The sequence below is a fragment of the Streptomyces sp. NPDC051109 genome (genome assembly GCF_044455885.1).
GTDB lineage: Bacteria > Actinomycetota > Actinomycetes > Streptomycetales > Streptomycetaceae > Streptomyces.
Genome location: NZ_JBITFF010000019.1, coordinates 54,137 through 80,312, shown reverse-complemented (window position 1 = coordinate 80,312; position 26,176 = coordinate 54,137). Strand labels below are relative to the sequence as shown.

The following is a 26,176-nucleotide window of genomic DNA, read 5'->3' as shown; positions in this document are numbered from 1 at the left end:
GCGGCGGGCGGCCCACACTCCTGACCTGCGGTGCCGGGGCTATCCGGACGCTCCGGCTCCGTTGGCGGGGCGGCCGGAGGTAGGCGATGATCTCGGCATCTGCAGGGAAGCCCCGGGGGGTCCGGAATGAAGACATCAGCCAGCACGGCTTTGGCCTTGGCCGCGGTGGCGGCCGTGGCCGGCGGGATCCTCGCACTGCCGAGCCTGCTCGACCACGGCAGGGACGCCGGCGAGCAGCGGCTCCAGGCCAAGCCCGGCCAGGCCAAGGGGGGCCAGGGCAAGGCGAGCCCCGCGGCGCCCGCCGGGGCCAAGCCGTTCACGCTGGTCGCGACCGGCGACATCATCCCGTACCCGTCGATCGTCCAGCGGGCCGCGGACGACGCCCGGGGCAGCGGCCAGAGCCACGACTTCCGGAAGATACTCGCGGGGGTCAAACCCCTGGTGGCCGCCGCCGACCTGGCGATATGCCACCACGAGATACCGTACGGCCGGCCCGGCGGCCCCTACACCGGATACCCCGCCTTCAAGGCCCCGCACCAGCTGGCCGACGCTCTGAAGGACGCCGGGTACGACAGCTGCTCCACCGGCTCGAACCACACCCTGGACGACGGCTACGACGGTGTGGTCCGCACCCTGGAGCACCTCGACCGGGTCGGCATCAAGCACGTCGGCTCGGCCCGCAGCGCCGAGGAGGCCAAGGCCCCGGCGGTGCTCTCCGCAGGCGGCGCCAAGGTCGCCCAGCTGGACTACACGTACGGGACGAACGGCATCCCGGTCCCGGCCGGCAAGCCCTGGTCCGTCAACCTGATCGACCAGAACCGGATCGTCGCGGACGCGCGCGCGGCCCGGGCGGCCGGCGCGCACGTCGTCGTCCTCAGCGTCCACTGGGGCACCGAGTGGCAGACGGCGCCCGACCAGCAGCAGCGCGATCTGGCGCAGGCGCTGACCGCCTCGCGCGGCCCGGACGGGCTCCCCGACATCGATCTGATCATCGGGACGCACAACCACGTGCCGCAGCCGTACGAGAAGATCAACGGCACGTGGGTCGTCTTCGGCATGGGCGACCAGATCGCCAGCTTCTACGAGGCCGACAAGGCCCGCGGCAACATGTCCTCGATCCCGCGCTTCACCTTCACCCCGTCGACCGCCCACCCCGGCCGCTGGGACGTCTCCAAGGCCGAGTACCTCACGCAGTACTCGGACATGAACCCGCCGTTCCGTGTCGTCTGCACTTCCTGCGCCGCCGCGGACCCGGGGCTCGGGGCCGCCGCGAAGTCCGCGTACGCCGCCGTCGACAAGCAGGTCGGCGAGGCGGTGCTATCGCGCGGAGCGGACAAGCAGGGCCTGGAGCGCGCCACCCGCTGAGGGCTCCCGGGACCGTCTCCCGCGCGAGGCGCCGAGGTTACGGGGTGCGGCCGCGCCGGGTCACGACCAGTGCGGCGGCCCCGATGCCGAGCAGGACCAGCGCGCCGCCCGCGACGTACGGGGTCACCGAACCGCCTCCGGTCTCGGCCAGGTTGGCCCCGGTGGTGATCCCGGCGCCGGTGCCGGAGGCTCCGGTCTGCGGCTTGACGTCGGTCTTCGCCGAGGGCTCGGGGGCCGGCGCCCCGGCCGGGGATTCGCAGTGCGCCTCGGCGAGCACGACCTCGCCCTCGACCTGGGCCACGTTCAGGTCCAGCGGGTTCACGGACACCTTCAGCCGGAGCGCGGCCGCGGCGGCCGTGGTGGAGGTGGTCCGGGTGCCGGAGAGCTCCAGGCTGACCATGCCGACCTTGGGGATCTCGACCTCGGTCGGACCGCCGGCCGAGAGGGCGACCTTCTTGCCGAGCACGGTGACCGAGCCCAGCACGTTCGAGCTGGCCACGGGCTTCTTGCCCGCCTCGCACACGGCCTTGGACGTGACCTTCTCCACCTGGATCAGGGAGAGCACCGGCAGCCCCGGCACGTGCACCTTGGCGTTGGCCAGGTTGGCCTCCGCCTCGGCCCGGTTCTTGTCGGCGGTGGCTTTGGAGGTGGCTACGTCGGCGCGCAGCACGCTCACCGGCTGTCCTCCCTCGACCCCGTCCAGGGTCACGGACAGGGCGGTCTTCTGCGCCGTCGCGGGGGCGCTGACCTCGTTGAGGGTGGTCGTCAGCGGCACGTGCACGGTCTTGTCGAGCAGGCCCACGTCGAGGCCGGCGCGCAGGACGACCGCGCCGGCCTTGCCCTCGCCCCCACCGGTGGCGCCGCCGCCTCCGGCGGCGAGGGCGGGCGGGGCGGTGAGCAGGGCGACCGCTCCCGTGGCGATCAGGACGGCTGCGGGCATGCGGAAGGTGTTGCCGTTCAAGGTGGTGGAACCCCCGGGGAGATGGGAGCCGTCGCGCCGCCAATGGGGGACATCGCGCGCCGACGGCCTCTAACCCTGGGAATCTTTACGCACGGAGAGTGAACGGGCGACAACCTGACGTGAGTTCACCCCAAAGGGTGGTTTCCATGCATGTATTCGATTAACTGCGCATCACGAGGAACGGGAGTTCTTTTCCGCCACACCCGAGCGGGTGGCGCACCGACGCCGGCGCCCCGGGCGGCCGTTCACAACGACCACCGGGGCACCGGCGTCACGCGATTCGTCAACCGACGCGTCAACGTCGTCAACTGCGCCCTCAGGCCCGGACCTTCCCGTTCACGACGACACGCCGCGGCTGCGCCAGGGCCCGTACGTCGGCCCGCGGGTCGGCGTCGTAGACCACCAGGTCCGCCGGCGCCCCCTCGGTAAGGCCCGGCCTGCCGAGCCACTCGCGCGCCGCCCACGTCGTCGCCGAGAGCGCCTCCAGGGCCGGGATCCCGGCCCGCACCAGCTCCGCGACCTCGGCCGCGACCAGGCCGTGCGGCAGGGAACCCCCCGCGTCGGTGCCGACGTACACGCCGATGCCCGCGTCGTAGGCGGCCCGGACGGTGTCGTACCGGCGCTCGTGCAACCGCCTCATGTGCGCCGACCAGCGCGGGAACTTGGCCTCGCCGCCCGCCGCCATCTTCGGGAACGTCGCGATGTTCACGAGCGTCGGCACGATCGCCACCCCGCGCTCCGCGAACAGCGGGATGGTGTCCTCCGTGAGCCCGGTGGCGTGCTCGATGCAGTCGATGCCCGCCTCGACCAGGTCGCGCAACGAGTCCTCCGCGAAGCAGTGCGCGGTGACGCGGGCCCCGAGCCGGTGCGCCTCGGCGATGGCCGCCTCGACCTCGGCCCGCGGCCAGCAGGGCGCCAGGTCCCCGACCTGGCGGTCGATCCAGTCCCCCACCAGCTTGACCCAGCCGTCGCCGCGCCGCGCCTCGCGGCCCACGTACGCGACGAGGTCGGCCGGCTCGATCTCGTGGGCGAAGTTGCGGATGTAGCGGCGCGGGCGGGCGATGTGGCGGCCGGCCCGGATGATCTTCGGCAGGTCCTCGCGGTCGTCGATCCAGCGGGTGTCGGAGGGGGATCCGGCGTCGCGGATGAGCAGGGTGCCGGCGTCGCGGTCGGTCAGGGCCTGGCGTTCGGCGGTCTCCGCGTCGACCGGGCCGTGGGCGTCGAGCCCCACGTGGCAGTGTGCGTCGACCAGGCCGGGCAGGGCCCAGCCGGACACCGTCGTGATCTCGCGGGCCCCGCGCGGGCGTTCGTACGAGATCCGGCCGCCGACCACCCAGAGCTCGTCGCGCGCGTCGTCGGGTCCGACGAGCACACGCCCCTTCACATGCAGCACGTCATCGGTCATGTTCCGCACTGTACGTGCGGTCTCGGTACGCTCCTGCGGGTAGACCCCCGGACGCAGCGGACGAAGAGAGAGCACCACCGTGACCCACCCCCTGCTGGACCTCCCACCGCTCACGGCGGAGCGCTTCGCGTCGATCGAGCAGGGGGTGGCGGACCTCCTCTCCACCCGGCAGGAGGTGGTGATCACGCAGGGAGAGGCGCTGCTGCCGCTGGAGGGGTGCATCCGGTCGGGGGCCCGGCCCGGTTCGACGGCGCTGAACGTGGTGACCGGCCCGTACGGGAACACCTTCGGCAACTGGCTGCGCGACTGCGGGGCGGGCGTGGTGGACCTCGCGGTGCCGTTCGACACGGCGGTGACGGCCGAGCAGGTGGCCCGGGCGCTGGCCGAGCACCCGCAGATCGACTTCGTCTCGCTGGTCCACGCGGAGGCGGCCACCGGCAACACCAACCCGGTGGCGGAGATCGGCGAGGTGGTGCGGGCCCACGGGGCGCTGTTCATGCTGGACGCGGTGGCGTCGGTGGGCGCGGAGCCGCTGCTGCCGGACGCCTGGGGCGTGGACCTGTGCGTGATCGGCGCCCAGAAGGCGATGGGCGGCCCGGCGGGGGTCTCGGCGGTGTCGGTCTCGGACCGCGCGTGGGCCCGCTTCGCGGAGAATCCGGCCGCCCCGCGCCGCTCGTACCTCTCGCTCCTCGACTGGAAGGAGCGCTGGATCGACGCGGGCCGCAAGGCGCTGCCGCACGCCCCGGCGCAGTTGGAGATGCTGGCGCTGGAGGCCTGCCTGGACCGGATCGCGACCGAGGGGCTGTCGGCGGTGATGGCCCGGCACACCGCCGCCGCGGCGGCGACCCGCGCGGGCGCGCAGCCGCTGGGCCTCGCCCCGTACGTCAGCCGCCCCGAGGAGGCGGCTCCGGTGGCCACCACGCTCCGCGTACCGCAGGCCTCCCTGGTGGTGTCGAAGGCCCTGGCCGCCGGCCCCTCGGCTCCCGTGTCGGCGGCCGGGGACATGGTCCGCGTCAACCACTACGGGCGGGCGGCATCCCTGGAAGCGGTCCTCATCTCCCTGACGGCCCTGGCCACGGCCCTGGGAACGGACCCGGCCGATGCCCTGGCCGCCGCGGAGGCCGCCTGGTCGGAGACCCTGCACTGAACGCGCCGCCCCGGGCCGGAGCCCCGGGCGGCGCGGTGCCGGGCCCTGCCAGGCCCGGGGCCTCGGTCAAGCCCGGGGGGCTCGGTCAGGCGGGGGCCTCGGTCAGGCCCGGGGGCCTCGGTCAGGCCCGGGGGCCTCGGTCAGGCCCGGGGGCCTCGGTCAGGCCCGGGGGGCCGGGCAGGCGCCTTCCGGGGTGCAGGCCTCGGCTCCGGCGGCGGGCTCGGGGACCTCGCGGCCGGCCCAGGCCTGTTCCAGGGCCCGGGTGAAGACCTCGGCGGGCTGGCCGCCGGAGATCCCGTAGCGGCGGTCGAGGACGAAGAACGGCACGGCGTTGGCGCCGAGTTCCGCCGCCTCGCGCTCGTCAGCCCGCACCTCGGCGGCGTACGCGGTGTCGTCCGCGAGGACCGTACGGGCCTCCGCCTCGTCCAGGCCCGCCTCGACCGCGAGGGCGACCAGCACCTCGGCGTCGAACACCGACCGCTCCTCCGCGAAGTTCGCCCGGTAGGCGAGGTCGAGCAGCTCCTCCTGGCGGCCGCGGGCGGCGGCCAGGTGCAGCAGGCGGTGGATGTCGAAGGTGTTGCCGTGGTCGCGGCCGTCGGTGCGGTACGCCAGCCCCTCCGCCCGCGCGCTCGCGGCGACGTGCTCCTCCATGCCGCGCGCCTCGTCGAGGGTGCGGCCGTACTTCTTGGCGAGCATGTCCAGGACCGGGGCCGTCGTGCCCTTGGGGCTGTTCGGGTCGAGCTCGAAGGACCGGAAGACGACCTCCACCTCGTCGCGGTGCGCGAACTCGGCCAGCCCCTTCGTGAACCGGGCCTTGCCGATGTAGCACCAGGGGCAGGCGATGTCGCTCCAGATCTCGACGCGCATGATCCTTTATCTCTCCTTGTTCCGGGATGGGACGGTTTCGACTTCAACCACCTGCCCGGGCGTCGCATTCCCCGGAGCCGACGCTGAGCCACAGCGTGAGGTGCGAGCCGGCCCGCTCCGCGCCCGCCGGGTCCGGGTGCCAGCCCTGCCGGGCGTAGAACGCCTGGGCCCGGAGGTTGTGTTCGTAGACCTCCAGCCGGACCCGGCCGATACCGGCCCGCCGCCACGCGTCCACGCAGGCGGCGTGCAGGGCGGCCCCGGTGCCCCGGCGCCAGTGGACCGGGTCCACGTGCAGCTGGGTCAGCGTCGTCTCACCGTCCGCCGTCCGGAAGGCGGCGACCCCCGTGAGCTCCCCGTCCTGCTCCGCGCACAGCACCCCGCCCTCGCCCGCGGCCCGGGCGACCGCCAGCGACCAGCCCTCGCGCGTCCGCGCCAGTTCGGCTTCGCCCGCGTAGGCGTCCTCGGGGATGCGGCCGCGGTAGTAGGTGGCCCGGGCCCGGGTGTGGAGGGCCGCTATGGCATCGAGATCTGCGGGTAACGCGGTTCTGATCATGGGAAAGGGAACGCGCCGGGAGCCATGTCGGTTCCCGGCGCGTCGTGGAGCGGGCGGCGCGGCTACTTCTTCAGCCACGCCTCCATCATCTTCTGGGCGATGGGGGCGGCGAGCTTGCCGCCGCCGATCTCGGAGCGGTCGGTGTCCGAGTTCTCGATCACCACGGCAACCGCGATCTGCTTGCCGCCGAGCTTGCCGTACGAGGTGAACCAGGCCAGCGGCGGCAGGCTGTTGTTCACGCCGCGCTGGGCGGTACCGGTCTTGCCGCCCACCTCGGCGCCCGCCACCTGCGCGGGCTTGCCGCCGCCCTCGGTGGCGACGGTCCGCATGGCGTCCTGGAGCATCGAGGCGGTCTTGGCCTTCATGACCTGTTCGGACTTCGGGTTCTTGAAGCTCTCCAGCACGTTGCCGTTCGCGTCGGTGACCTCGGAGACCGAGTGCGGGGCGACGAGCTTGCCGCCGTTCTCGATCGCGGCGGTCACCATCGCCATCTGGAGCGGGGTGGCCTGCACGTCGAACTGGCCGATACCCGTCTGTGCGACCTGGTCGACGGACATCTTGTTCGTCGGGTACTTGCTCGCCGGGCGGGCGGTGACGGGCGTCGCGGTCTCGGTGTTGAAGCCGAGCCTCTCGGCCATCGCCCGCATCTTGTCCTGGCCGAGCTGGTGCGCCAGCTCCGCGAAGACGTTGTTGCAGGACAGCCGCAGCGCGGTGCGCGCCGAGACGTTGTTGCAGGCGGCGGAGCCCGCCTCGCTGGGCAGCTGGGTCCGGGTTCCGGGGATCGTGTACGGGTCCGGGGTGCCGGTCGGCGCATCGAGGTTGGTGACCAGGCCGTTCTCGATGGCCGCCGCGAGGGTGACCAGCTTGAAGGTGGAGCCGGGCGCCTGCGGCTTGCGCAGGGCCACGTTCTCCAGGGCCTTGCCCTTGTCCTCGATCAGCTTCTCCCAGGCGGCCTTGTCGTTGGCGCCGGCGATGCTGCCCGGATCGTAGGACGGGTTGTTCACGATGGCGAGGATCTCGCCGGTCGCCGGGTCGATGGCGACGGCGGAGCCCTGCTTGCCCTGGAGCGCGTCGTACGCGGCCTTCTGGACGTCCCTGTCGACGGTGGCCAGCACGTTGCCCGGCGCGGCCCGCTTGTTGGTGAGCATGTCCATCACCGTCTTGAGCCGGTCGTCGGACCCGTTGAGGATCTTCTTGTAGACGCCCTCCAGCATGCTCGTGCCGAAGGCCTGGGAGCTGTAGCCGGTGAGCGGCGCGTAGAGCGGGCCGTCGACGTACGTGCGCTTGTAGCCGAAGTCCTTTCCGTCCGTCTTCACCGAGCCGGTGATCGCCTCCCCGCCCACGATGATGTTGCCCAGCGGGTTCTCGTACTGCCCGATGAGGTTCCGCCGGTTGTTCTCGTTGTCCGCGAGGGCCTGGCCTTGGTAGGCCTGCACCCAGGTGACCCGCACCAGAAGGGCCAGCACCAGGAGCAGGCAGAAGACCGACGCACGCCTGATCGTTTTGTTCATCCCCCAGAAGGACGAGCCAGGGCGCCCGTGCGTTCCGCTCTGCCCCGATTGTGGCCGGGTTCTCAGTCTTTCTTCATGAAGCCGCCCTCGTAGGCCGCGATGACGGCCTGGGTGCGGTCGCGGGACCCGGTCTTGGAGAGGACCGCGGCGACGTGGGTCTTGACCGTCTGCGGGCCGACGCCGAGCTGCTCGCTGATCTCCTGGTTGGACAGCCCGGTGGCCATCAGGCGCAGTACGTCCGCCTCCCGGCCGGTGAGCCGCGCCACCCAGCGGGCGGCGGGGCTCCGGCCGCCGGGGGCGTGGGACGCGGCCAGGGCGCGGACGGCGGCCGGGAAGAGCAGGCTGTCGCCGCGGGCGACGAGGCGGACCGCGCCGATCAGCTCGTCGGGGTCGGCCCGCTTCAGGAGGAACCCGGCGGCGCCCGCGCGCAGCGCGTCGTAGACGTACGCGTCGTTCTCGAAGGTGGTGACGACCACGATCCGGGGCGGTTCGGCCAGGGAGGCCATGATCTGCTCGGTGGCCCGGATGCCGTCGATCTCGGGCATCCGGACGTCCATCAGCACCACGTCGGGGGCCAGGGAGCGGACCAGCGGGACCGCCTCGGCGCCGGTGGCCGCCTCGCCGACGACCTCCAGATCGGGTTCAGCTTCGAGGATGACCCGCAGCGCGGTGCGGACCATCCGCTCGTCGTCGGCGAGCACGATGCGCAGCGGCGCCCGGCGCGCGGCGGTCATCGGGAGCCTCCGCCGAGCGGGAGGACGGCCCGCAGCCGCCACTGCCCGCAGTGCGGGCCGGCTTCGACGCGGCCGCCGAGCAGGGTGGCCCGCTCGGCGGCTCCCCGCAGCCCGCGCCCCCCGGTGGTACGGGGGTGCGGCCCGGCGGCGGGGCCCGGTGGATTGGTCATGGTGATCTCCAGTTCACGCGAGGTGCCCGCTTCCGCGTCCCGGACGGCGATCCACAGCCCGACGGGGCCCGTGCCGTGGCGCAGGGCGTTGCTCAGGCCCTCCTGGACGATCCGGTACGCCTCGCGGGAGGCGATCGCCGGGAGCTGTTCCCAGCTCCCGGCCGGTCCGGGGTCCTGGTGGGCGGTGACGGCGGTCCCGGCGGCCCGGGTGCGGGCCAGCAGCCCGTCGAGGTCGGCGGCGAGGGTCGGGGCGGGCGCGGCGTCGGACCGGGCCGGGTCCGCGTCCCGCAGCAGGCCGAGCACGGCGTCGAGCTCGCCCACTGTCCGCCGGGTGGTGTCCTCGATGGCGGCCAGTGCCTCCCTTACGAACCCGGGGTCGCTGTCGAGCACCCTCCGGGCGGCGACCGCCTGGAGGGTGACGGCGCTGAGGGCATGCCCGACCGCGTCGTGCAGCTCCCGGGCCAGCCGGTTGCGCACGGCCAGGTCGGCGGCCCGCTCCTCGGCCTCGGCCAGCCGGTCCGCCGCCGTCGGCCCGAGCAGCACGGGCGCCATCCGGGCCAGCAGCGCGCCGGCCCCGGCGGCGCACAGGGCCAGCCCGCCCAGCAGCCCGATCCCGAGCAGCGGGGCGACGTACGGCGATGCTCCGGTCCCGAACCAGCCCAGCCCCCATTCGGCGGTCCACGCCCCGCCCAGGAACGGCAGCGCGATCAGCACCACCGCCATGGGCGGTATCGCGAGGCTCATCCCGCTGAGCACCGCGCCGATCCCCAGGTGCAGGGTCCACCATGCCGAGGTCCGCCCCCGCGCCGCCGGTGACCGCGCCGGCCCCTCGGCCAGCCGCTCGCCCGGCACCCCGCACAGGGCCCGCACCGCGCCGGCCGACAGCGGCCGGACGAGCCCGGACGCGGCGCTCGCGGCGGCCAGCGGCAGGGACAGCGCGTACGAGGCGAGGGTCAGCGGGGTGGAGCCGAAGACGTTGCCCCGGCCGGACCAGACACCGACCACCACCTGGGCGAGGAGGAAGTACGGCATCAGCAGCGCCCCGCCGAGGATCAGGTGCACCCAGCGCAGCCGGGCCCGCGCCCCCAGCACCAGGCCCGCACCGGCCCGCATCCCCGTCCCCATCCCCTCGCCCCCCGGCACCCCCCGACCTGCCACTGGCCGCCCCCCTCGACCCTCTCCCGCTCGCGCCGCTCCCCGTCACCCAGGGCGGCGGCGTGAGGCGAGGAACCGGACCAGGACGGCTGCGGCGAGCAGGCCGGTGATCGTTTGACCAGCGTAGGTCAGGACCAACTCGGCGGTGACCGCCTTCGCGGGATCGGCGGTGCCCGCGCAGGAGATCAGGAGCCACAGCCCCCAACTCGCCGCGGCCGCCGCCCCGGTCCAGGCCACGGCCAGCGCCCACCGGGCCGGCCGGGCCCCGCCCCGGGCCAGGTTCACGGCTCCCGCCCCGGCCACCAGCGTGCACATCCCGTAGGTGGCGAACACCACGCCCGCTTCGGGGTTGAACTGTGCGACCTGCGAGGCGCTGAGCCCGGCCGTACCTCCGAAGGCCCAGGTGAACTCCACCGCCGCCACGGCCGCGGCCAGCACCGCCGCGGCTCCCGCCACCACCCCCGTGGGTGACGGGAGCCGCTCCCCCTGGACGCCCTGCCACAGGCCGCCCCAGCGCTCCCGCGCATAGGGGACGAACAGCGCGGCCAGGGCTATGGCCTGCACGATGAAACCGCCGTACACGACGTTGAACACCCAGGGGTCGAGGAAGGGCTCCCTGGCTGCCTGCGCGGCCGCGTCCGGCCCCAGCCCCACCGCCCTCACGAGGAGTTGGCCGGGGAAGGCCACGACGATCGGCACGAGCAGCCCGGTGGCGACGAACACCGGGAGGGTCAGCAGCCATGCCGGCACCCGTCTGCCCCAGGGCCGGGTGAACACCAGGACGAGCACGATGACGGCCGCGTCCATCACCAGCGTGACGGCATTCGCCACTTTGAAGAACATCCCCGGTCCCAGCAGCACGCTGCCGTCCGGTATCCCGATGCGGCTCCCCGCCACCCAGGCGCCCTTGAGGCACAGGTACGGCACGGTGGCGGCCAGAGCCGCCGCCCCCAGGATCCTGCGCCCGGCTCCCGGGCCGGCGCCCCTCGACCGCGCCGCGGCCGTCCCCGCCGTCTCGTTCGTGTTCACCGCTCGTGTGGTCATGGCTCAACGGTCTCGTCCCCGCCGCCCCGCCACCTCCCCCGCGAAGGGGAACCGCCTCCCCCGCCCGGGGGAGGAACCCGCCCGTCCACCGCCTCACATGCGCCGGGTCGCCACCGACAGCCGGTCCCGCGCCTCGAACAGCGCCGCCTTGATCCGCTGTTCGCGGTCCGCCGTCAGCCGGGCCACCGGCACCGAGCAGCTCACCGCGTCCCGGGCCGGCGTCCGGTACGGCACCGCGACCCCGAAGCAGCGCAGCCCGAGCGTGTTCTCCTCCCGGTCCACCGCGTATCCCTGCTCCCGGACCAGCGCCAGCTCCTCCACGAGCTGCTCCCGGTCGGTGATCGTGTGCTCGGTGACCGCCTCCAGCCGACGCGGCAGCAGCGCCCGTACCTCCTCGTCGGAGTGGGTCGCCAGCAGCGCCTTGCCGAGCGCGGTCGAGTGCACGGGCAGCCGCCGGCCGACCCGCGTGAACGGCCGCAGGTAGTGCCGGGACGGGCGGGTGGCCAGGTAGACGACGCTCGTGCCGTCCCTCCGGGCCAGGTGGATGGTCTCGGTCGTGTCCTCGGAGAGCCGGTCCAGGGTGGGCCGGGCCGCGGCGACGACCTCGTCCCCGTCGATGTACGAGCTGCCGACCAGCAGGGCCCGTACGCCGATGCCGTACCGGGTGCCCGTCGCGTCCGTCTCCACCCACCCCAGGTTCACCAGGGTGCGCAGCAGCATGTAGAGGCTGGACTTGGGCAGCGAGAGGTCGTGCTGGATGTCTGCCAGGCTGTGCAGTCCGGGCCGCGCCGCGAAGTGCTCCAGCAACAGGACCGTACGGACGGCCGATTTGACGGCCGCCGGCGCCCCCGGGCCTTCGGGCCCCTCCGATCGCGCGCCGGATCCGCCCGGTTCACCAGTGGTCATTCGCCTTCTTGCCCCTCTTGTCCCTTGTCAACACGGAAGACCCGGAAATAGAGTCCGGAACGGATGTGATCATCCATCCATCGGAACGGCGTTCAGAATACTGAACGCCCCCGCGCGGGTCAGCGAGATCCAGGAGGCAGTGCGCCATGGCAGCAACACCAGTCTGGAGTGTGGACCCCCGCACGGGGAAGCAACGCGAACAAGTTGCCGTCGAAGCCACGGCCCGCGAGGTGGACGGAGCCGTACGCGCCGCCCACTCGGCCCGCGCCGCCCTCGCGGACCGCACCGCCCGCGCGGCCTTCCTGCGCGCGGCCGCCGAGCTGCTCGACGAGGCCGCGGCCCACGTCATCGAGGCCTCCGACGCCGAGACCGCCCTCGGGCCGGGCCGGCTCACCGGCGAACTCGCCCGCACCACCGGCCAGCTGCGGGCCTTCGCCGACGCCGTGGACGAGGGCGCGTACCTCGACATCCGCATCGACCGCCCCGATCCCACCGCCGTCCCGCCGCGCCCCGAGCTGCGCCGCTACAAGGTTCCGCTGGGCGTGGTCGCGGTCTACGCCGCCTCCAACTTCCCGCTCGCGTTCTCCGTCCCCGGCGGGGACACCGCGAGCGCGCTGGCCGCCGGCTGCCCGGTGGTCGTCAAGGCGCACCCCGACCACCCCGCCACCTCCGAGCTGTGCGCCTCGCTGCTGCGCCGGGCGGCCGTTTCCGTCGGGCTGCCGGCCGACGTGGTCGCCGTCGTCCACGGGTTCGACGCGGGCCTGGAGCTGATCCGCCACCCGCTCGTCTCCGCCGCCGGGTTCACCGGTTCCATCCGGGGCGGCCGGGCACTGTTCGACGCGGCCGCCGCCCGGCCCGTGCCCATCCCGTTCCACGGCGAACTCGGCTCCCTCAACCCCGTCGTGGTCACGCCCGCGGCCGCCGCCGAGCGCGCCGAGGAGATCGCCGCGGGACTCGCGGGCTCGGTCACCCTCGGGGTCGGCCAGTTCTGCGTCAAGCCGGGCCTGGTCCTGGTCCCCGAGGGCGCGGACGGCGACCGGCTCACCGGCGCGCTGACGAAGGCGCTCGGCGAGACCGAGCCGGGTGTCCTGCTCGACCACCGGATGCGGGAGAACTTCATCGCCGGCGTACGCGAGCGGGCCGCGCTGCCCGGCGTCGACGCACCCGTCACCCCGGGCTCCGGCGGCGAGCACACCGTCGGCGCGGGGTACCTGACCGTGCCGGCCGGGAGCCTGCTGGAGGGCGGCGCGTACGAGGTGCTGCTGGAGGAGTGCTTCGGACCGGTGACCGTGGTCGTCCGGTACGCGGACCAGGGCGAAGCGGGGTCGGTGCTCGGCCGGCTCCCCGGGAACCTGAGCGCCACGCTCCACCTCTCCGCGGCCGAGGCCGACGGCGGCCCGGGACCGGCGGCGGAGCTGATCGAGCAGGTCACGGCGCTGGCCGGGCGGATCCTGGTCAACGGCTGGCCGACCGGGGTCGCGGTGGCCCCGGCCCAGCACCACGGCGGCCCGTACCCGGCGGCGACCTCGCACTCCACCTCGGTGGGCGGGACCGCCGTCGAGCGCTGGCTGCGGCCGGTGGTCTACCAGTCGGTGCCGGACCCGCTGCTCCCGGCGGAGCTGCGCGAGGCGAACCCGCTGGGGCTGCCGCGCCGGACCACGCCCGGCGCCCCGTAAATCCGTTGCCCGCCCCGGCCGCGCGGGGCAGGCTGCCGGCCATGCCGAGACCTCACGGATTCACGTACGAACAGCGCGCCGACGGGAGCGTGGTCATCACGCACCAGGGGCGGGCCGCGAGCACCCTGCGCGGCGGCCGGGCCGAGAAGTTCCTCGCCGAGGTGGGGTCCGGCGACGCGCAGCTCGTGATGGCCCGCTGGACGGGCGCGTACAAGTTCGGCAACGAGCGGACGGCGAAGAACCACCCCCGCAACCGGCGCTGAAATCTGTCGCGAGGGTAAGGGAACGGCAAAGCACCTCCGGTCGTTCTCCGGGCATGACCGCTATGACCCCAGGTTCCAACCTGCCGCTCGACACCGTCCGTGTGACGGTGGATGTGGCTGCCCCGGTGCGGCTCGACGTGTCGGGACTCCTCCTCGCGGCGGACGGCAAGGTGCGATCCGACGCCGACTTCATCTTCTACAACCAGCCGTCCGGGCCCGGTGTCAGCTACCGGTCCGGCGGCGGGGCGGCGCCGGACTCGATCACCGTCGACACGGGCGCCCTGCCGCCGGGCATCGAGCGGATCGTGGTCACGGCCAGCCCCGACGCCGCAGGTCAGACGTTCCAGGGCATCGAGCCCACCGCCACGGTGCGGCACGCCGAGACGGGCGCGGTGATCGCCTCCTTCACCCCGCCGCAGCTGGGCGCCGAGACCGCGCTCGTGGTCGTCGAGGTCTACCGGCGCGGCGGCGTGTGGAAGGTGCGCGCGGTCGGCCAGGGGTACGCGAACGGCCTCGCCGGGATCGCGACGGACTTCGGGGTCTCCGTGGACGAGGAGCCCGCCCCGCCGCCCGCGGCCGCCCCGCAGTCCCCCGCCCCCGCCGCGCCTTCCCCTTCGTCCTGGCCGAGTGCTCCGAGTACGCCGAGCGCCCCCATGACACCGGCGCCCCCGTCCTTCCCCGCGGCCCCGCCGGCCGCCCCTGCCGCCCCGGCGGCCACGCCCGGCACCGGGAAGATCAACCTGGACAAGGGCCGGGTGAGCCTCCAGAAGAACCAGACGGTGTCCCTCGTCAAGAACGGCCGCCCGCTGCTCTCCCAGGTCAAGATGGGCCTGGGCTGGGAGCCGGCGTTCCGCGGCCGGGACATCGACCTCGACGCCTCCGTGATCGCGTACGGACCGCAGCGCAACCACATCGACAGCTGCTACTTCGGCAAGCTGTCCATCCTGGGCGGCGCCATCAAGCACTCGGGCGACAACCTCACCGGTGAGGGCGCCGGGGACGACGAGGTGATCGTCGTGGACCTCGGACGGCTGCCCGCGGAAGCCACGGGCCTGGTCTTCACCGTCAACTCCTTCTCCGGCCAGAAGTTCACCGAGGTCGCCAAGGCCTACTGCCGCCTGATCGACGCGGCGAGCGGGGAGGAGCTGGTGCGCTTCGACCTCACCGGTGCCGAACCGCAGACCGGGGTCATGATGGCCAAACTGATTCGCCAGTTCTCGGGCGAATGGGAGATGACGGCCATCGGAGAGTTTGTGAAATCCCGCACAGTGCGCGGGATGGTCAAGCCCGCCTCGCAAGCACTCTGAGCAGGTGGGCGGGCACATGGAGCGACCGTGGCGCTCGGCAGGAGGGCCGAGGTGATGGATTCCACCCCCAATAGGGGGGTGACTGTCAGTGCCCGCCCGTAGCCTTGAAAGCATGTACAGCACACTCCGGCCCGCGGGTCCCGCCCGCCCGTCCGCCGCAGAGGCGAACGAGGCGATACGGCACCTCGTCGAGACCCGGGTGGACGACGAGTGGCCCTCCGAGGCATATGAGTTCCTCCTGGAGGAATGGGCCGCCGCCAGCCGCACCGACATCGCCGAGGTCGCCGCCGCCCAGTGAGGGCGGCGGCGCAGCCGTCGATCACGCATACCTGCGGCCGGAACGCCGGCCGCAGGTACGTCGGCCGCTTTCGCCACTTCGGCTACACCAGCCGTCCCGGCGTCAGTGCGCGCGGCGCCACGGTCCCGTGATGGCCAGCATGATGCCCGGTTCCTGGATGTTGGCGTACAGCGTGCGCCCGTCCGGGGAGAAGCAGACACCGGTGAACTCGGAGTACTCCGGCTCCTGCGCCGTCCCCATGTTCAGCTCGTTGCGCGCCAGCGGGTACGTCCGCCCCGACTCGGTCGCGCCGAACAGGTGCTGAAGGCCGCTGCCGTCCTCCGCGATGACCAGACCGCCGTACGGCGAGACCGTGATGTTGTCCGGGCCGTCGAAGGAGCCGTCCTGGGCCGGGTCCGCGTTCACCCCGAGCACCACCGTCAGCCGGATCGTGCGCCGCTTCGGGTCGTAGAACCACACCTGGCCGTCGTGGGCCGTACCCGGGCTCTCCTCACGGGCGTACGAGGAGACGAAGTACGTGCCCCCGTCGGCCCACCACATGCCCTCCAGCTTGCGGGCGCGGGTCACCGCGCCCTCCCCGAACTGCTTGCGCACGGACACCGTGCGCGCGTCGCGGTCCGGCACGGCCACCCAGTCGACACCGTAGACGGTGCCGGTCTTCGTCGCGCGCGAGAGGTCGTCGACGAACCGGCCCGCGCTGTCGAAGCACTTGGCGGCGGCGAGCACGCCGGCGTCGGCCGCGAGGGTGCGGAGCTTGCCGCGCCCGTAGCGGAAGCCGCTCGGCGGGGTCCAGCGGTAGAGCAGCCCGTTGGGGCCGGAGGCGTCCTCGGTCAGGTACGCGTGGCCGTGGCGCGGGTCGATGACCACGGCCTCGTGGGCGTACCGGCCGAAGGCCTTGACCGGCTTCGGGTCGCGGTTGGCGCGCCGGTCGTGCGGGTCGACCTCGAAGACGTAGCCGTGGTCCTTGGTCATCCCGTTCTTGCCGGCGAGGTCCTCGGTCTCCTCGCAGGTCAGCCAGGTATCCCAGGGGGTGGCGCCGCCCGCGCAGTTGGTGGACGTACCGGCGATGCCCACCCATTCGGCGACCTCGCCGCCGCGCCGGACCTCGACGACCGTGCAGCCGCCGGCCGCGGCGGGGTCGTAGACGAGGCCCTCGGTGAGCGGGACCGGGTGCGCCCAGTTCGCCCGCTTGCCCTTGAGCTCGTGGTTGTTGACGAGGAGGGTGACCCCGCGGTGGCCCTCGAAAGCGGCCGTGCCGTCGTGGTTGGACGGGGTGGACTCGCCCGAGTCGAGGGAGGTGACCCCGCTGTGGGTGATCACGCGGTAGCTGAATCCGGCGGGGAGGGCGAGCAGTCCGGCCGGGTCCGCGAGGAGCGGGCCGTAGCCGGGCTCGCAGGGCCGGCCGTGCTCGTCGCGCAGGGTGCTGTCGTCGGCCGCCAGCGCTCCGGGGGCGGTGGCGAGTGCGCCGACCGTCCCGGTGAGCGCGACTCCCGCGCCGGCGATGACGGTGCGGGCGGTGAAGTCTCTACGGCTGAGCGGCATCGGGTCTCCAGGGGTGGGGAGGTGGTGCGCCTGTCGTGCGGTCGTCGGCGCACACGCTCCCGTCCGCACGTGAACGGCGGCTGAACTACCCGCGAAGGACGGCCGGATCCCTGGCGGGGCGGCGGCCCTCCCCTCGTCAGCCCTGGCGCGAACGGGCCTTGAACGCCGCCTTGCGGGCCTCCTTGGCGGCCTTCTTGTCCGGGTGCATCCGGCCCATCGCCTCCAGCACGTACGCCGTCGCCGGGTGGTCCACCCGCCAGACCTGGTCGAAGAACCCCGCGTGGTGCTCGGTCAGCGAGCGCATCAGAAGCGGCAGTTCCGCCGTCTCCCCGTCCGCCGCGAGCTGCGCCGCGATCGTGTCGACGGTCAGCCAGAACACCATGGCCCCGTCCGGCGCCGGTACGTCGGCCGCCCCGCGCTCGGAGAGCCAGACCCGGGCGAGCCCGCCGAGCTCCGGGTCGTCCAGCACCGCACGGACCGCCTGCTCGGCTTCCGGACCGGCCGGGGCGAGGGCCTGCTGGCAGCGCAGCCGGCGCAGCGGGCCGCCCTCGTCGGAGCCCCGTGCGGCGGCGAGCAGTTCGGCGACGGCGTCGGGCAGTTCGCGGCCGGCCAGCCACTGCTCGATCTCAGCGTGGGCCGCGCCCTCGGGGTAGCCGGAGACCGCGTCGAGCAGGGCGTCCGCGCCCTTGTCGGCCAGGGCGCCGACGGCGGGGGCGGTGACCCCGGCCTCCAGCATGCGGGCGCGGATCCCGTACAGGCCGAGCGGGGTCAGCCGTACCAGCCCGTACCGGGAGACGTCCTCGTCGTCGGCCTCGCCCGCGGCCGGACCGGAGTCCGGACCGGGGGCCGAACCGGCCGCGGCGGACTCCTCGTCGTCCGCCTCCGCCATCAGCGCCTCGTCCACGGGCCGGAACTCGACGAGCCCGATCGGTTCCAGCTGCCGGAACTGGTCGTCGAGGCGCATCATCGCGTCCGAGACCTGCTCCAGCACGGCGTCGGTCGGCTCGCCCATGTCCTCGGGGATGACCATCGAAGCGGCGAGCACCGGCAGCGGAATCGGGCCGTCCGAGGCCCCGTGCCCGGAGACGGTGAGCAGGTAGAGGTTGGCGAGGACCCCGTCGAGGAAGTCCGCCTCGCGGCCCGGGTTCCAGTCCAGCCGGTCGAAGTCGATCTCGCCGCCCGCGTCCAACGCGTCGACGAGGTCGTCCAGATCGGGCACGGCCGCGTCCGCGAGCACGGTGTCCAGCGCCGCCAGCCACAGGCCGAGCACCTCGCCGGGCGCGCCGCCGGTCACCAGGGCCAGGTCCTCGCCGGGTACCGCGGTCCCGTAGTCCTCGTCGCCGTCCTCGCCGTCGCCGGCGCCGTCCGGGTCGGCCACGTCGACGAGGCCGGTGTCCACGGCCACCCGCCAGGCCTGGCTCGCGAGCGCCGGGCCGTCCTCGTCGGCGGCGTCGAAGCCCAGCGCGGCGGCGGCCTCGGACAGCTGTGCGGCGGCGAGTTCGCCGCCGGTGTCCACGCGGGTGTGGGGCCCGGCCCAGCGGGCCAGCCGTACGGCGCGGGCGAACAGCGGGGCGACGAGGGCGTCGCGGGCCAGTTCCGCATCGGAGGGCAGCCGTACCGGCGGCAGCGTGGGGTGCGGCTCTGCGGACATGGGGAGGTCTCCTCGCGAACGCGGTGGGGCGATGGGGCGCGGCCCCGCGGGACGGTGGTGCGGTTGCCCCGGGGCGCTGGTCCGGCCGCCGCGCGGCTGCCGTCCGGCGCACCAGCGTAGACGCATATCGGGCGTGCCCGGGGGGCCATCTCCTTTGGTTCATCCCACAGTCAGCTTCCGTATCCCCTGGAGACCTTGACAACTTCCCCGCTCACACAGGAAATTGACGCGCGTAGATATATGGGGACCTCCGGGATTCCTGCGGATCTCCTGCGGCCCGGCCGCATCGCTTCCGCACATTTCCCGCCAAACGCACGCAACACCCCTCTCGCTTTCGTCTTCCACACACCGGAGTTCTTGACCATGCGCTCCTCGCATCCCCGTTCCGCCGCCGTCTCGGCACTCGTCGCCACCGCCCTGGCCACCGGCCTGCTGGCGGGCACCGCCGACGCGGCCGAAGGCACCGCGTCCGCCGAGCCGATACACATCCACGACATCCAGGGCACCACCCGCATATCGCCGCTCAACGGCAAGCAGGTCGCCGATGTCACCGGCATCGTGACGGGCGTGCGGACGTACGGCTCGCGCGGCTTCTGGATGCAGGACCCGGACGCCGACGACAACGACGCGACCAGCGAGGGCGTCTTCGTCTTCACCAGCTCCGTCCCGACCGTCGCCGTCGGCGACGCGGTCAAGGTCTCCGGCCTGGTCGGCGAGTACGTCCCCGGCGGCGCCTCCTCCGGCAACCAGTCGGTCACCCAGATCTCCAAGCCGGTCGTGACGGTGGTCTCCTCGGGCAACGCGCTGCCCGAGGCCACCGCGATCAACGAGTACAACGTGCCCGCCGAGTACGCCCCGGCGGGCGACCCCGCCGCCGCCGGCAGCATCAACGGCCTGACCCTGGAGCCCTCGCGCTACGCCCTGGACTTCTACGAGTCCCTTGAGGGCATGAACGTGAAGATCGGCACCTCGCGGGTGGTCGGCGCCACCGACCCGCACGCGGAGCTGTGGGTCACGGTGAAGGGCTGGGAGAACACCGCGAAGCGCGGCGGCACGCTCTACGGCTCGTACGAGTCCCAGAACACCGGCCGCCTCCAGATCCAGCAGCTGGCGCCCCTCGCGCAGCAGCCCTTCCCGGTGGCCAACGTCGGCGACAAGCTGACCGGCACCACCGAGGGCCCGCTGGACTTCAACCAGTTCGGCGGCTACACCCTGGTGGCCCGCACCCTCGGCACGGTCAAGGCGGGCACCCTCGCCCCCGAGAAGACCAAGGCGCAGGCGGCGAACGAGCTCGCGGTGGCCACGTACAACGTGGAGAACCTCGACCCGAGCGACCCGCAGGAGAAGTTCGACAACCTGGCGAAGGCCGTCGTCGCGAACCTCGCCTCGCCCGACATCCTGGCCCTGGAGGAGATCCAGGACGACAACGGCGCCAAGAACGACGGCACGGTGTCCGCCGAGCAGACGCTGACGAAGTTCACGGCGGCAATCGCGGCGGCCGGCGGCCCGGCGTACCAGTGGCGCACCGTCAACCCCGAGAACAACAAGGACGGTGGCGAGCCCGGCGGCAACATCCGCCAGGTGTTCCTGTTCAACCCGGACCGCGTCTCCTTCACGGACCGCGCTGCGGGCGACTCGGTGACCCCGACCGGTGTGACGCAGGTGGACGGCAAGGCCGCCCTGACCCACTCCCCCGGCCGGATCGACCCCGCGAACCCGGCGTGGGCCGACAGCCGCAAGCCGCTGGCCGGCGAGTTCGTCTTCAAGGGCAAGACGGTCTTCGTGATCGCCAACCACTTCGGCTCCAAGGGCGGCGACGAGGGCCTCACCTCGGTCCACCAGCCGCCGGTGCGCTCCTCGGAGGCCAAGCGGCTGCTCCAGGCGCAGGCCGTGAACGGCTTCGTCAAGCAGCTCCTGGCGGCCGACAAGCACGCGAGTGTCCTCGCCGTCGGCGACATCAACGACTTCGAGTTCTCGGCGACCGCGCAGGCGCTGGAGGACGGCGGGGCGCTGTACTCGGCGATCAAGTCGCTGCCGAAGGCGGAGCGCTACTCGTACGTGTACCAGGGCAACGCGCAGGTGCTGGACCAGATCCTCACCAGCCCGGCGATCAAGAACTTCACGTACGACAGCGTGCACATCAACGCGGAGTTCTCGGCGCAGAACAGCGACCACGACCCGCAGGTCCTGCGCTTCCACCCGTAGCCGCGGTGCGCCCCTGACCGGCAGGGCCCCCGGACGCCGTCTCGTCCGGGGGACCCGGAGACGGTTGGGGAGTGTTCGGGGGAAGTCGGGACTTTCGCCCCTGGCGTGACGCTCGCCACATCACGACCCATTCGACCCGGGTTGTGGTGTTGAGTGGCCCCACGCTCGCCCATGTCCCCCCATATCCCCCGGAGGACCGCGTGTTCCCCTCCACCTCCCTCGTCCAGGAAATCGGCCTGGCCGTCCTGATCGTGGCCGCCCTCGTGTGGGTGCTGGGCCTCGGGCGCATGCTGTGGGACGCCCGCTTCCACCACCCGGAGCCCGGCGCGTACGAGGGCGTCGCGGTCATCCCGGCCCAGCGCAGCGCCGCCACGCACCCGATGGAGTCGGTCGAGCTGACGGAGGCGGAGGAGGAAGCCTTCGCCGGCCTGATCCGCACCATCCCCCTCCGCTGACCTCCCACGTCCCCCCGCGCTCGGGGCGGGAGGGCGTTCCGGAGCCGGAGGTGCGCGACGCCCCCACCGCCCCTTGCCGGGGTGATGAGGGCGTCGTCGCCGTTACCGGGGCCGCGGGGGCCGCGGGCGTCAGTTGTGGGAGTGGAGGACCTCGTTGAGGCCGCCCCAGACCGCGTTGTTCGGGCGGGCTTCGACCGTGCCCGTGACCGAGTTGCGGCGGAAGAGGATGTTGCTGGCGCCCGAGAGCTCCAGGGCCTTGACGATCTGGCCGTCCGGGAGGGTGACGCGGGTGCCCGCGGTCACGTACAGGCCGGCCTCGACGATGCACTCGTCGCCCAGCGCGATGCCCACGCCCGCCTCGGCGCCGATCAGGCAGCGCTCGCCGATCGAGATGATCTGCTTGCCGCCGCCCGAGAGGGTGCCCATCGTGGACGCGCCGCCGCCGATGTCGGAGCCGTCGCCGACCACGACGCCCGCCGAGATGCGGCCCTCGATCATGGAGGTGCCGAGGGTGCCGGCGTTGAAGTTGACGAAGCCCTCGTGCATGACGGTGGTGCCCTCGGCGAGGTGCGCGCCCAGGCGGACCCGGTCCGCGTCGGCAATGCGCACGCCCTTGGGGGCGACGTAGTCCGTCATCCGCGGGAACTTGTCGATCGAGGTGACCTGGAGGTACAGGCCCTCGGCGCGGGCGTTCAGCCGTACGGCCTCCACCTGGTCCACGGCGACCGGGCCCAGCGAGGTCCAGGCGACGTTGGCCAGCAGCCCGAAGACGCCGTCCAGGCTCTGGCCGTGCGGCTTGACCAGGCCGTGGCTGAGCAGGTGCAGGCGCAGGTACGCGTCGTGCGCGTCCAGCGGCTTGTCCTCCAGGGAGGAGATCACGGTACGGACGGCTACGACCTCGACGTCGCGGACCGCGTCCAGGCGGATCGCCTTGGCCGCGGCGGCACCCAGGAGCTGCACGGCCTGGTCGGCGGTGAGGCGCTCGGTGCCGGCCGGGCCGGGCTCGGCGACCAGCTCGGGGGCGGGGAACCAGGTGTCGAGGACGGTGCCGTCGGAGGCGATGGTGGCAAGTCCGGCGGCGACGGCGCCGGTGGTACGCGTAGCAGTCATGCCCGAAACCTAACCGGCGACGGCCCGAGGTCGCGAACCGGTCTCATGTGCCGGTCGCGCCGCGTGTCGCATCCCGCCCGGCCCGGCGCCCCGCGCCTCGCGCCGTGACACGTACAGCACCGCCCCGCCCGCGCCCGCCGCCAGGGCCGCGCACAGCGGCCACAGCAGCCCGGGCGCGGCCGCGTACAGGGCTCCGCCCAGCGGCGGCCCGAGGACGACGCCGCTGACCGAGACCCCGGCGTACAGGCTCTGGAACCGCCCGACGGCGTGCTCGGGCGCCTGGTCGGCGACGTAGGCGGTGGCGGTGGTCTTGTACAGGATCTCCCCGAGGCTGAGCAGCACCATCATCACCACGGCGCCGGCGATCCCGGCCCCGGCGAGCAGGGCCGCGTACCCGGCCCCGACGAGCACGATCCCGGTGCCGATGACGGGCAGCGGCGGCCGGGCGCGCAGCGCGACGGCGGCCGGGAGCTCCAGCAGCAGGATGACGCCCCCGTTGAGGGCGATCACGAAGCCGAAGGCCCGGGTGTCGAGCCCGTGGTCGGCGAGGAAGACGGGAAAGGCGGCGTACTGCTGGCGGTAGACGAGGTCGGTCACCAGGATCGCGCCGAGCAGGACGAGTACGGCGGGCCTGGCCCGCAGCTCCTCCCACACCCCGCGGCCCAGACCCCCGTCCGGGGCCGCGGCGGGGCGGGAGGCGCTGCGGGAGGCCCCGCGGGCCGGGACGGCCCGCGCGGTCCAGAGGGCGAAGAAGAGGGTCCCGAGACCGTCGGCGACGAAGAGCCAGTCGTACGAGAGCCCGGTCGCGAGCAGGGCGCCGAGGGGCGGGCCGAGGGTGAAGCCGCCGTTGGAGGCGCAGCGGACGACGGCGAAGGCCTGCCGGCGGCCCCCCTCGGGGACGGCGACGGCGACCAGCGCGGAGTTGGCGGCACGGACCACGCCGGAGGCGTACTGGGCCAGCGGCAGGGCCGCGTAGAGCCCGGCGGTGGGCAGCAGCGGGAAGGACATCAGTGCGAGGCCGCCGGCGGTGGAGGCGGCGAGCAGCACGCGGCGGTGGCCGAAGCGGTCCCCGTACCAGCCGCCGGTGAAGTTCCCGGCGACGAGGCCGATGCCGCCGATGCCGGTGACCAGGCCCGCCTGGGCGGCGCCGAGGCCGTGCGGGCCGGTCAGGTACAGGAAGACGAAGACGAAGGTGAAGCTGACGACGGCGTTGACGAACACCCCGGCCGCCAGCAGCCACACCACGCGGGGCACGTCCTTGAAGCCCTGCACCACGCCTGCGCCGAGGCCGCCGCCATCACCACCCCCGTCACCACCGCCTGCGCCCCCGTCCTCGCCCCTGCCCCTGCCCCTGCCCCTGCCCCTGCCTGCACCCATGCCCGCCCACTCCCCCGAACCCCAGTGAGTTCCTTTTGGGAACGGACTATGTCAGCATGACAGCCTTGGGTCAACGGACAAAGGAGTGCCCATGGCCCAGCGCACGCACCTCGACGACGCGGACTGCGCCATCGCCCAGGCCCTCGACGTGGTGGGCGACTGGTGGACGCTGCTGATCGTGCGCGACGCCGCGCGCGGCGTGCACCGCTTCGACGCGTTCCAGCACGAGCTGGGGGTGTCCCGGAAGGTGCTGGCCGAGCGGCTGAAACTGCTGGTCGAAGCCGGGGTGCTGACGCGCGAGCCGTACCAGGAACGCCCGGTGCGGCACGAGTACCGGCTGACCCCGCGCGGGCGGGGGCTGCTGCCGGTCCTGGTGGCCCTCCAGGACTGGGGAGACACCTGGGTCCTGGGGGAAGGCGAGATGACGGCGACGACGGAGGAGTCCTCGCGGGAGGCGGAACGGGTGCACGCGCTGCGCGGCACGCGGCTGCCGGAGCTGGTGCTGCCGGACCGGTTCGGGGAGGTGCGGGACCCGGTGGCGGACACCCCGTTCACGGTCCTGTACTGCTTCCCGGGCGCGTACGCCCGGGCCGAGTCCTACCCGCCGGGATGGGCGGGGATCCCGGGGGCCAGGGGCTGCACGTTCGAGTCGTGTACGTACCGGGACCAGCTCGCGGAGTTCGCGGCGGCCGGGGCCACGGTGCACGGGGTGTCGACCCAGCGGCCGGACGAGCAGCGGGAGTTCGCGGAGGCGGAGGGGCTGCGGTTCCCGCTGCTCTCGGACGCGGAGCTGTCGCTGACGGCGGCGCTGCGGCTGCCGACGTTCCGGGCCGCGGGGGTGAGCCGGCTCAAGCGGTTGACAGTGGTGGTGGACCGGGAGCGCGTGGTGCGCGAGGTGTTCTACCCGATCCGGGACGTCGAGGCCGGCGTCGCGGCGGCGCTGACCGCCGTCCGCGACGCCGGCGGGGGCGTCAGTTCAGCGTGAACCAGGCCGCGCGGGACTTCTTCCATTCCGGGTGCGTCAGGTCCTTGGCCTCGGTGCCGTCCCCGTAGAGGTCGGCCGAGCCGCTGTCCGTGATGAGCTGGACCCGCGCCCCCGGCACCGACAGGTCCGGTACGTCCACGATGGCCTCCCAGCCGCCCGGGTCCGTCGTCGGCAGGTCGGCCCGCTTGACCGGGGCGTGGCCGGCGACGCCGTCCCACTGGTAGAGCGCGTACGGGTCCGAGTTGTCGTCCGCGGCCCAGGAGCCGGCCAGGATCAGGTACTGGTTCGCCGCGTTCTTGCGGATGTCGCGGACGGCGAGGCCGCCGAGGTCGAGCTCGATGCCCGCCCCGAAGGCGGCCTTGGAGCCGCTGGAGAGCACCTTGTCGAAGTTGGTCACCGGTACGACCAGCGCCTTTCCGCCCGGCACCGCCGGGGCCAGCGGGGCCCGGAAGCCCAGGTAGGCGGTGGTGGTCGAGCCCGGCGCGAACTCCAGCCCCTCCACGTTGAACCCGTCGATCTGCTTGGGCGCCTCGCCGGCCGCCGTGCCCGCCGCGAAGCCGTAGCGGTTTCCGTTCGCCTTGTCCCAGGCCACGAGGTCGTCGCGGAGCTGCTTGTACGAGCGCCCGTACGCGAGTTGTGTGGCGGATCCGGAGCCGCTCACCGTCGTGGTGAACACCGTGTTCCGGGGCGCCTTGTACTCGCCGTCCTTGTTGTTGCCGAGCGAGCCCGTCCAGTAGATGGTGTTCCCGACCAGGGTCGCCCCCTCGATGTCCACCTCCTTGGTCACGCCGAGCTGCGAGCTGAAGTCCCAGGTGCGGACCGGGGCCGCCGAGCGGGAACGGTCGTACAGGCGCAGCACGTTGTTCTCGTCGTCGGCGACGACGGTGTAGCCGCCGCCGACCTCCACGGCGGCCGAGGAGTCGGAGGCGCCGGTGAAGTAGCGGGCGTCGGCCGGGTTCTGCACGGCGGCGGAGGCGGCGTACCACAGGGTCTTGGTGGCGCTCTTGCCGCCCAGCCCCGTCACCTTGACGGTGAGGTCGGTGTAGCCGCGGCCGCGCGCGGCGACGGCCAGCCGGCGCACCGCCCCGGTCCCGGTGACGGTCACGTCGCCGGTCCCGGCGACCGAGGTCCTGCTCGACGCGGACGCGCTGACCGTCAGCGCGGACACGTCGGCGCCGCTCTGCCCCACGGTCACGTCGACCACCGGGTCCCCGACCGCGCCGACGGCGCCGGACAGGTACGCCGCGGACAGGCTGATGGTCGGCGTCCCGTACGTCACCGCCTGGGCCGGAGCCACCGTGACCGTCCCGGCGACGACCAGCGCCGCGATCCCTGCGATACCAAGCTGCTTCTTCATCGGTGTCCGTCCCCATGGGTCGAGCCGGGCGCGAACCGCGTCACGCCGTGACGGCCGTCGAGCAGGTTCGGCCACCGTGACCAACTCCCGGTGCACGTCAATCGTCCGCCGGACGAACACGGAGCGCCTCCC

At 73.4% G+C, this 26,176-nt stretch carries 23 protein-coding genes; 9 read left to right on the top strand and 14 right to left on the bottom strand.

Features of this window, described 5'->3' with window-relative positions; genetic code table 11:
- Positions 1-126: 126 nt before the first annotated feature.
- Positions 127-1,365: a CapA family protein gene (locus ACIBAD_RS28750; RefSeq protein WP_134074919.1), complete on the top strand. Its 1,239-nt coding sequence runs from the start codon at positions 127-129 to the stop codon at positions 1,363-1,365.
- Between the two features lie 37 nt (positions 1,366-1,402).
- Here the strand turns inward: ACIBAD_RS28750 and ACIBAD_RS28745 are convergent, their stop codons facing one another.
- Positions 1,403-2,326 (bottom strand): SCO1860 family LAETG-anchored protein, encoded by a 924-nt coding sequence (locus tag ACIBAD_RS28745; RefSeq protein WP_398909446.1) that lies wholly within the window; start codon positions 2,324-2,326, stop codon positions 1,403-1,405.
- A gap of 316 nt (positions 2,327-2,642) precedes the next feature.
- Positions 2,643-3,731, bottom strand: coding sequence for an amidohydrolase family protein (locus tag ACIBAD_RS28740; protein WP_398909444.1), 1,089 nt, complete (start codon positions 3,729-3,731; stop codon positions 2,643-2,645).
- Positions 3,732-3,810: 79 nt separating this feature from the next.
- On the opposite strand from ACIBAD_RS28740, the gene ACIBAD_RS28735 reads away from it, so the two are divergent.
- Complete coding sequence (locus tag ACIBAD_RS28735) at positions 3,811-4,878, top strand: pyridoxal-phosphate-dependent aminotransferase family protein (protein ID WP_398909442.1); 1,068 nt, start codon at positions 3,811-3,813, stop codon at positions 4,876-4,878.
- Positions 4,879-5,037: 159 nt separating this feature from the next.
- Here the strand turns inward: ACIBAD_RS28735 and ACIBAD_RS28730 are convergent, their stop codons facing one another.
- The 7 genes from ACIBAD_RS28730 to ACIBAD_RS28700 all read right to left on the bottom strand — a co-directional run bounded on the left by ACIBAD_RS28730 (position 5,038) and on the right by ACIBAD_RS28700 (position 11,818).
- Positions 5,038-5,745: a DsbA family oxidoreductase gene (locus ACIBAD_RS28730; protein ID WP_398909440.1), complete on the bottom strand. Its 708-nt coding sequence runs from the start codon at positions 5,743-5,745 to the stop codon at positions 5,038-5,040.
- Positions 5,746-5,788: 43 nt separating this feature from the next.
- Positions 5,789-6,298: a GNAT family N-acetyltransferase gene (locus ACIBAD_RS28725; protein ID WP_134074924.1), complete on the bottom strand. Its 510-nt coding sequence runs from the start codon at positions 6,296-6,298 to the stop codon at positions 5,789-5,791.
- A 62-nt stretch (positions 6,299-6,360) separates the two neighbouring features.
- Positions 6,361-7,809, bottom strand: a complete 1,449-nt coding sequence (locus ACIBAD_RS28720; RefSeq protein ID WP_134074925.1) for a penicillin-binding protein 2 — start codon at positions 7,807-7,809, stop codon at positions 6,361-6,363.
- 62 nt (positions 7,810-7,871) lie between these two features.
- Positions 7,872-8,543, bottom strand: a complete 672-nt coding sequence (locus ACIBAD_RS28715) for a response regulator (protein ID WP_398909437.1) — start codon at positions 8,541-8,543, stop codon at positions 7,872-7,874.
- On the bottom strand, positions 8,540-9,826 hold the full coding sequence (locus ACIBAD_RS28710) for a sensor histidine kinase (RefSeq protein ID WP_398909435.1): 1,287 nt from the start codon (positions 9,824-9,826) through the stop codon (positions 8,540-8,542). Before ACIBAD_RS28710 ends, ACIBAD_RS28715 begins: the two co-directional genes overlap by 4 nt.
- Before the next feature lie 87 nt (positions 9,827-9,913).
- Positions 9,914-10,912, bottom strand: coding sequence for a hypothetical protein (locus ACIBAD_RS28705; RefSeq protein ID WP_398909433.1), 999 nt, complete (start codon positions 10,910-10,912; stop codon positions 9,914-9,916).
- Between the two features lie 93 nt (positions 10,913-11,005).
- Positions 11,006-11,818: an IclR family transcriptional regulator gene (locus tag ACIBAD_RS28700; protein WP_134074927.1), complete on the bottom strand. Its 813-nt coding sequence runs from the start codon at positions 11,816-11,818 to the stop codon at positions 11,006-11,008.
- A 146-nt stretch (positions 11,819-11,964) separates the two neighbouring features.
- Here ACIBAD_RS28700 and ACIBAD_RS28695 point away from each other — a divergent pair, with 146 nt between their 5' ends.
- The 4 genes from ACIBAD_RS28695 to ACIBAD_RS28680 all read left to right on the top strand — a co-directional run bounded on the left by ACIBAD_RS28695 (position 11,965) and on the right by ACIBAD_RS28680 (position 15,362).
- Entirely contained in the window at positions 11,965-13,494 is a 1,530-nt protein-coding gene (locus ACIBAD_RS28695) for an aldehyde dehydrogenase (NADP(+)) (RefSeq protein ID WP_134074928.1), read from the top strand.
- A gap of 41 nt (positions 13,495-13,535) precedes the next feature.
- Positions 13,536-13,757 carry a hypothetical protein gene (locus tag ACIBAD_RS28690; protein ID WP_134074929.1) on the top strand — a complete coding sequence of 74 codons (222 nt, stop codon included), beginning with the start codon at positions 13,536-13,538 and terminating at the stop codon, positions 13,755-13,757.
- 62 nt (positions 13,758-13,819) lie between these two features.
- A complete protein-coding gene (locus tag ACIBAD_RS28685; protein ID WP_134074930.1) occupies positions 13,820-15,064 on the top strand; it encodes a TerD family protein in 1,245 nt (414 codons plus the stop codon).
- A gap of 112 nt (positions 15,065-15,176) precedes the next feature.
- Positions 15,177-15,362 (top strand): hypothetical protein, encoded by a 186-nt coding sequence (locus ACIBAD_RS28680; RefSeq protein ID WP_053688657.1) that lies wholly within the window; start codon positions 15,177-15,179, stop codon positions 15,360-15,362.
- A gap of 102 nt (positions 15,363-15,464) precedes the next feature.
- Here ACIBAD_RS28680 and ACIBAD_RS28675 read toward each other — a convergent pair whose 3' ends face one another.
- Positions 15,465-16,904, bottom strand: coding sequence for an alkaline phosphatase PhoX (locus ACIBAD_RS28675; RefSeq protein WP_134074931.1), 1,440 nt, complete (start codon positions 16,902-16,904; stop codon positions 15,465-15,467).
- A 136-nt stretch (positions 16,905-17,040) separates the two neighbouring features.
- On the bottom strand, positions 17,041-18,555 hold the full coding sequence (locus ACIBAD_RS28670) for a hypothetical protein (RefSeq protein WP_134074932.1): 1,515 nt from the start codon (positions 18,553-18,555) through the stop codon (positions 17,041-17,043).
- 363 nt (positions 18,556-18,918) lie between these two features.
- Here ACIBAD_RS28670 and ACIBAD_RS28665 point away from each other — a divergent pair, with 363 nt between their 5' ends.
- Entirely contained in the window at positions 18,919-20,760 is a 1,842-nt protein-coding gene (locus ACIBAD_RS28665; RefSeq protein WP_134074933.1) for an endonuclease/exonuclease/phosphatase family protein, read from the top strand.
- Between the two features lie 200 nt (positions 20,761-20,960).
- Positions 20,961-21,215, top strand: a complete 255-nt coding sequence (locus ACIBAD_RS28660) for a hypothetical protein (protein WP_134074934.1) — start codon at positions 20,961-20,963, stop codon at positions 21,213-21,215.
- Between the two features lie 129 nt (positions 21,216-21,344).
- Here the strand turns inward: ACIBAD_RS28660 and dapD are convergent, their stop codons facing one another.
- Positions 21,345-22,325 (bottom strand): 2,3,4,5-tetrahydropyridine-2,6-dicarboxylate N-succinyltransferase, encoded by a 981-nt coding sequence (gene dapD / locus ACIBAD_RS28655; RefSeq protein ID WP_398909428.1) that lies wholly within the window; start codon positions 22,323-22,325, stop codon positions 21,345-21,347.
- A 9-nt stretch (positions 22,326-22,334) separates the two neighbouring features.
- Positions 22,335-23,597, bottom strand: coding sequence for an MFS transporter (locus ACIBAD_RS28650; protein ID WP_398909513.1), 1,263 nt, complete (start codon positions 23,595-23,597; stop codon positions 22,335-22,337).
- 196 nt (positions 23,598-23,793) lie between these two features.
- Between ACIBAD_RS28650 and ACIBAD_RS28645 the strand changes: the two genes are divergently transcribed.
- Positions 23,794-24,687: a winged helix-turn-helix transcriptional regulator gene (locus tag ACIBAD_RS28645; protein WP_134074936.1), complete on the top strand. Its 894-nt coding sequence runs from the start codon at positions 23,794-23,796 to the stop codon at positions 24,685-24,687.
- Here ACIBAD_RS28645 and ACIBAD_RS28640 read toward each other — a convergent pair.
- Positions 24,674-26,044, bottom strand: a complete 1,371-nt coding sequence (locus ACIBAD_RS28640; RefSeq protein WP_398909426.1) for a DUF3616 domain-containing protein — start codon at positions 26,042-26,044, stop codon at positions 24,674-24,676. The genes ACIBAD_RS28645 and ACIBAD_RS28640 overlap by 14 nt on opposite strands.
- Between the last annotated feature and the right edge of the window lie 132 nt (positions 26,045-26,176).

Coding starts and splice junctions, on each gene's coding strand:
- ACIBAD_RS28710 (WP_398909435.1), bottom strand. CDS start 9,826: ATGCGGGCCGGTGCGGGCCTGGTGCTGGGGGCGCGGGCCCGGCTGCGC.
- ACIBAD_RS28740 (WP_398909444.1), bottom strand. CDS start 3,731: ATGACCGATGACGTGCTGCATGTGAAGGGGCGTGTGCTCGTCGGACCC.
- ACIBAD_RS28750 (WP_134074919.1), top strand. CDS start 127: ATGAAGACATCAGCCAGCACGGCTTTGGCCTTGGCCGCGGTGGCGGCC.
- ACIBAD_RS28665 (WP_134074933.1), top strand. CDS start 18,919: ATGCGCTCCTCGCATCCCCGTTCCGCCGCCGTCTCGGCACTCGTCGCC.
- ACIBAD_RS28700 (WP_134074927.1), bottom strand. CDS start 11,818: ATGACCACTGGTGAACCGGGCGGATCCGGCGCGCGATCGGAGGGGCCC.
- ACIBAD_RS28680 (WP_053688657.1), top strand. CDS start 15,177: ATGTACAGCACACTCCGGCCCGCGGGTCCCGCCCGCCCGTCCGCCGCA.
- ACIBAD_RS28645 (WP_134074936.1), top strand. CDS start 23,794: ATGGCCCAGCGCACGCACCTCGACGACGCGGACTGCGCCATCGCCCAG.
- ACIBAD_RS28685 (WP_134074930.1), top strand. CDS start 13,820: ATGACCCCAGGTTCCAACCTGCCGCTCGACACCGTCCGTGTGACGGTG.
- ACIBAD_RS28675 (WP_134074931.1), bottom strand. CDS start 16,904: ATGCCGCTCAGCCGTAGAGACTTCACCGCCCGCACCGTCATCGCCGGC.
- ACIBAD_RS28640 (WP_398909426.1), bottom strand. CDS start 26,044: ATGAAGAAGCAGCTTGGTATCGCAGGGATCGCGGCGCTGGTCGTCGCC.
- ACIBAD_RS28730 (WP_398909440.1), bottom strand. CDS start 5,745: ATGCGCGTCGAGATCTGGAGCGACATCGCCTGCCCCTGGTGCTACATC.
- ACIBAD_RS28690 (WP_134074929.1), top strand. CDS start 13,536: ATGCCGAGACCTCACGGATTCACGTACGAACAGCGCGCCGACGGGAGC.
- dapD (WP_398909428.1), bottom strand. CDS start 22,325: ATGACTGCTACGCGTACCACCGGCGCCGTCGCCGCCGGACTTGCCACC.
- ACIBAD_RS28720 (WP_134074925.1), bottom strand. CDS start 7,809: ATGAACAAAACGATCAGGCGTGCGTCGGTCTTCTGCCTGCTCCTGGTG.
- ACIBAD_RS28695 (WP_134074928.1), top strand. CDS start 11,965: ATGGCAGCAACACCAGTCTGGAGTGTGGACCCCCGCACGGGGAAGCAA.
- ACIBAD_RS28670 (WP_134074932.1), bottom strand. CDS start 18,555: ATGTCCGCAGAGCCGCACCCCACGCTGCCGCCGGTACGGCTGCCCTCC.
- ACIBAD_RS28715 (WP_398909437.1), bottom strand. CDS start 8,543: ATGACCGCCGCGCGCCGGGCGCCGCTGCGCATCGTGCTCGCCGACGAC.
- ACIBAD_RS28705 (WP_398909433.1), bottom strand. CDS start 10,912: ATGACCACACGAGCGGTGAACACGAACGAGACGGCGGGGACGGCCGCG.
- ACIBAD_RS28725 (WP_134074924.1), bottom strand. CDS start 6,298: ATGATCAGAACCGCGTTACCCGCAGATCTCGATGCCATAGCGGCCCTC.